This is a genomic window from Wolbachia endosymbiont of Nomada ferruginata, from assembly GCF_001675785.1.
Lineage (GTDB): Bacteria > Pseudomonadota > Alphaproteobacteria > Rickettsiales > Anaplasmataceae > Wolbachia > Wolbachia pipientis.
Genome location: NZ_LYUY01000141.1, coordinates 1 through 2,169 on the forward strand (window position 1 = coordinate 1; position 2,169 = coordinate 2,169).

At 35.0% G+C, this 2,169-nt stretch carries 2 protein-coding genes, 2 tRNA genes and 1 pseudogene; 1 reads left to right on the forward strand and 4 read right to left on the reverse strand.

Annotated elements, in window-relative coordinates:
* The 4 genes from BA053_RS06990 to carA form a co-directional block, all read right to left on the reverse strand.
* The coding region (locus tag BA053_RS06990; protein ID WP_156518073.1) for a GTP-binding protein at positions 1 to 91 on the reverse strand (91 nt) is incomplete at its 3' end.
* 78 nt (positions 92 to 169) lie between these two features.
* Positions 170 to 240, reverse strand: a tRNA-Gly gene (locus BA053_RS06020).
* A gap of 4 nt (positions 241 to 244) precedes the next feature.
* Positions 245 to 327 (reverse strand) — tRNA-Tyr (locus BA053_RS06025).
* 115 nt (positions 328 to 442) lie between these two features.
* Positions 443 to 1,534: a glutamine-hydrolyzing carbamoyl-phosphate synthase small subunit gene (gene carA / locus BA053_RS06030; protein WP_065106864.1), complete on the reverse strand. Its 1,092-nt coding sequence runs from the start codon at positions 1,532 to 1,534 to the stop codon at positions 443 to 445.
* Positions 1,535 to 1,739: 205 nt separating this feature from the next.
* Between carA and BA053_RS06035 the strand changes: the two are divergent.
* Positions 1,740 to 2,169, forward strand: a pseudogene (locus BA053_RS06035) (hypothetical protein); the annotation flags it as partial.

Genomic DNA, 2,169 nt, shown 5'->3' on the forward strand with positions numbered 1-2,169 from the left:
CCGCTGTCAACGTTGTCTTCCCATGATCCACATGTCCTATTGTTCCCACATTTACATGCGGCTTTCCAAATGCTTCCACTATTGCTGTCATAATTTAAACTTTTCTACCTAAAATACAAATACATCAATAAATAATATGTTGATTTTATAAAAATACAACAAAAAAAAGAGCGGATAGTGGGAATCGAACCCACGTCACTAGCTTGGAAGGCTAGAGCTCTACCATTGAGCTATACCCGCACAATGGAGGAGGTAGGATTCGAACCTACGTACGCTCACGCGGACAGATTTACAGTCTGTTACCTTTAACCACTCGGTCACTCCTCCACAAAAATTTGTTAAGAGAACGCTATTTTAGTACCTTAACTCAAGCTTTTATTGTATTTAAATACTAAACACCTAAAATTAAAAAATCAAGCAATAAAACCTACCTTGATTAAAATCATGCAGATTTCATTTTATATAACGCAATATTATCAATAAAATGCTTAAATAGATAATGCGAATCATGCGTACCTGGCGCTTCTTCTGGATGGTATTGCACAGAAAAGACTGGGTAATCCTCCATCATTATTCCCTCTACACTATTATCAAATAGAGAAATGTGAGTAATTTCAACATTACTTGGAAGAGAAGCTGAATCAACAACAAAACCATGATTTTGGCTAGTGATCTCAACTTTTCCACTAATTACATCATAAACTGGATGGTTACTCCCTCGGTGACCTATATCCATCTTGATGGTCTTTGCCCCCAAAGTAATCGCAAGTAATTGATGGCCCATGCATATGCCAAAAATTGGTATTTTAGATTTTATAATAATGTCTATTTCTGAAACTACACTTTTTCCTATTTCTTGCGGATCACCAGGACCATTTGAAAGCACTATACCATCTGGATTCATACTCAACACTTTTTGAGCAAAACCTGTGCTTGGTCTGATTAATTCAACTGTACAACCAAGTTCTATTAAGCGTGAAACTATACTGATTTTTACGCCAAAATCAACGATTACAACCCTATATTTTGCATTAAGGTCACTTTTAAAATTACTATGCAAGCTAACTTTATTGGTTATTTCTATCCCATTTACAGATTTGTATTCCTTCAATTTGTCCAACGCATGCGTCTCGCTTGACGGGCATATCATTCCATTTTGAGACCCATGTTCTCTCAAATGTCTCGTTAAAGCTCTAGTATCAACTCCTGATATCCCAATCACGTTATTTTTCTCTAACCAATCATTTAAACTGATATATGAAGAAGGGTGGGACATAGAAGAAAGTTCACGCATAACCACACCACTTGCAAAAATTTTCTCTCCTTCATTATCCTTATGGTTTATTCCAACGTTACCAATATGAGGAAAAGTGAACGTTATAATTTGATCGGCAAAAGAAGGATCAGTTATAGTATGCTGATAACCGGTCATACCAGTGGTAAAACAGACCTCACCTATGCATTTGCCTTTTTTACCTACTGATTTTCCCCAAAAGCACTTGCCATCTTGTAAAATTAAAACTGCGTCCTGCACTTCATTATCTATTTAATTGATTCAAAACAGTATACAAGAATTTCAAATAATACGTAACTCTTTCTAAAATTCCAAATTTAACCACGAAGCAGCAAAAAATAACATGAAAAACTTTTAATACAATCTTTCATATAAAATATATAGTTGACTACCTTCATATTTCGTATTAGATATAGGTAAATCATAAGTAAAGTGGAGGGTAATAATGAACACTGGTACAAATCAATCAAAAAAAATAAATGAGAAGTGGTTAGCTGGAGGAATTGGCGCGCATTGCCATCATTTTTTCTCTTAGCAAAAATAGCCATAGGATTAGCTATGACCGCAATTGCAACAATCGCGGTAAAAATTGCCTCAAAAACAACATCGAATGCTTTAGAGGATAAACAGGCAGATCAAAGCCAAGCGACGCAACAAACAACACAAAGTAAAATTATAAACCTAGCTATTGGATTAACATCTATACTTGTAGGAGGATTATCACTATTCATTATAGCACAAACTGGCTTGATTGCAGCATGTGCAGCTATAACTTCTTTAGCTCTACACGAATATGTTAAAAATGAAGAAATAGGAAAAGATATAAGAGGTTGTCCGGAAACAAGTAAATTCAAGCATATTCCCTCTTTAACATA